The organism is uncultured Campylobacter sp. (genome assembly GCF_938031315.1).
In the GTDB taxonomy this organism is placed as follows: Bacteria; Campylobacterota; Campylobacteria; order Campylobacterales; family Campylobacteraceae; genus Campylobacter_B.
In genome coordinates this window covers 1-1877 of sequence record NZ_CALHHT010000123.1, presented here as the reverse complement: position 1 = coordinate 1877, position 1877 = coordinate 1, and the positions used below count along the sequence as shown (strand labels likewise).

At 41.2% G+C, this 1877-nt stretch carries 2 protein-coding genes; both read left to right on the top strand.

All coding sequences use genetic code 11. From position 1 onward, the window contains the following. Positions 1-32 precede the first annotated feature (32 nt). Positions 33-1196, top strand: a complete 1164-nt coding sequence (locus Q0236_RS03435; protein WP_297915183.1) for a PLP-dependent aspartate aminotransferase family protein — start codon at positions 33-35, stop codon at positions 1194-1196. Between the two features lie 12 nt (positions 1197-1208). Then, positions 1209-1877 (top strand): lyase family protein (locus Q0236_RS03430; protein ID WP_297915180.1); only part of this gene is annotated, 669 nt, incomplete at its 3' end.

Here is a 1877-nt window from a genome sequence, read left to right as displayed (position 1 = left end):
ATGACATTTATATATCTATAAAGGAGAATTTTATGCAACTAGATACCAAATTAACGCACCTTGGAAGAGGCGATGACAGCCTAGACGTTCGTCCCGTCAATGCTCCCGTAATGAGGGCTTCTACAATTTTATTTAAAAATCACGACGCTTGGCAGGCGACGAGAAAAGCTCGTGAAACACAGCGAGTCTTAAGCTACGGCGCGAGAGGAACCTCCACTAATTTTGAGCTTGAAAAGCTTCTTTGCGAGCTTGAGGGCGGATACAGAGCCCAGCTTTTCCCTACCGGACTTGCCTCTTTGGCTATGGTTTTGTTAAATTACGCAAGCGCAGGAGCTCATTTTATAATAACTGACGCCATATACGGACCCGTTCGTGCGATATGCGAGAAATTTTTAAAGAATGTGGATGTGCAAGTCGATTTCATCAAGGCTGATGCAAGCGACGTGGAATCAAAGATAAGACTGAATACCAAATTAATACTCTGCGAGAGCCCAGGCTCTATTCTTTATGAAATCATCGATCTACCAAGGCTTTGCGAGATAGCTCACGCGCATAATATCCCCGTAGCCATAGACAGCACCTATAACTCGGGCTATTTGCTACATCCAATGGAGCTTGGAGTAGATATCGTGGTAATTGCTGCAACAAAATATCTAAGCGGCCATAGCGACGTAACAATGGGCGCTGTAATAATCAATGAAAAAGAGTGGAAAAATTTTGACAAGCTTCCTGAAATTTTTGGCTTTACGGCAAGTCCCGACGATGCTTATCTAGTCTTAAGAGGCATCAGGACTCTTGGCGTAAGGTTAAGAGAGCATGAAAAATCTGCCAAAAAGATAGTAGAATTTTTTCAAAACAGAAAAGAAATAAAAACGATATTTTATCCTACCTTAAAAACGCATCCTAATCACGATATTTTTATGCGCGATCATCTAGGCGCAAATGGAATGGTAACGATAGAGTTTAATGACGGCATAAGCAAAGAGAGCGCGATCAAATTTGTAGACGATCTTGAGCTTTTTTCTATCGGAGCCTCTTGGGGTGGATATGAGAGTCTAGCTACCGTTACAGTCCCTCCTAGAACGGCTAGCGACTGGAGCAAAAGAGGACCATTTGTTAGATTTCATATCGGACTTGAGGACGTTGGTGATCTAATAGCCGATTTAGCTCAAGCACTTGATAAAATTTTAAAATAAGAGGATAAATTTATGCAAAAGGTAAGCGTATTTGATATGCTCATACTTCAGGACTCTTGGAGTACCCCTGAGATGAGAGAGATTTTTTGCGAAGAAAATAGGATCCAAAAATGGCTTGATGTGGAATCCGCACTAGCTAAAGCCCAAGCAAAACTTGGCATAATTCCCAAAGAAGCAGCCGAAGAGATATCCAAAAAAGCGTTTTATAAATTTATGGATATGAAATTTATCTTTAATGAATCCAAAAAAACAAAACATCCTCTAGTGCCGACCGTTAGGGGGCTTGAGAAGGCTTGTGAAAATGGGCTCGGGGAATTTGTACATTTTGGCGTTACCACTCAAGATATTATTGATACGGGGCTTGTTTTGCAGTTTAAAGAGGGTCTTGGGCTTATCAAAAAAGATCTTAAGGATATAGCAAAAGCCCTTTTAAAACTCACAAAGGCGCACAAAAATACTCCCATGATGGGCAGAACACTATCTTTGCAGGCTCTTCCCATCACGTTTGGACATAAAAGCGCCATTTGGTTATCGGAGTTAAATAGGCATTTTGAGCGAATAGAAGAGCTGGAAAAAAGATTATACGTAGGCCTGATAGTCGGAGCCGTAGGGACTAAAGCATCATTAAGCGATAAATGTAATGAAGTAGAAGAGCTAGTCGATAAATCGCTCGGACTGCAA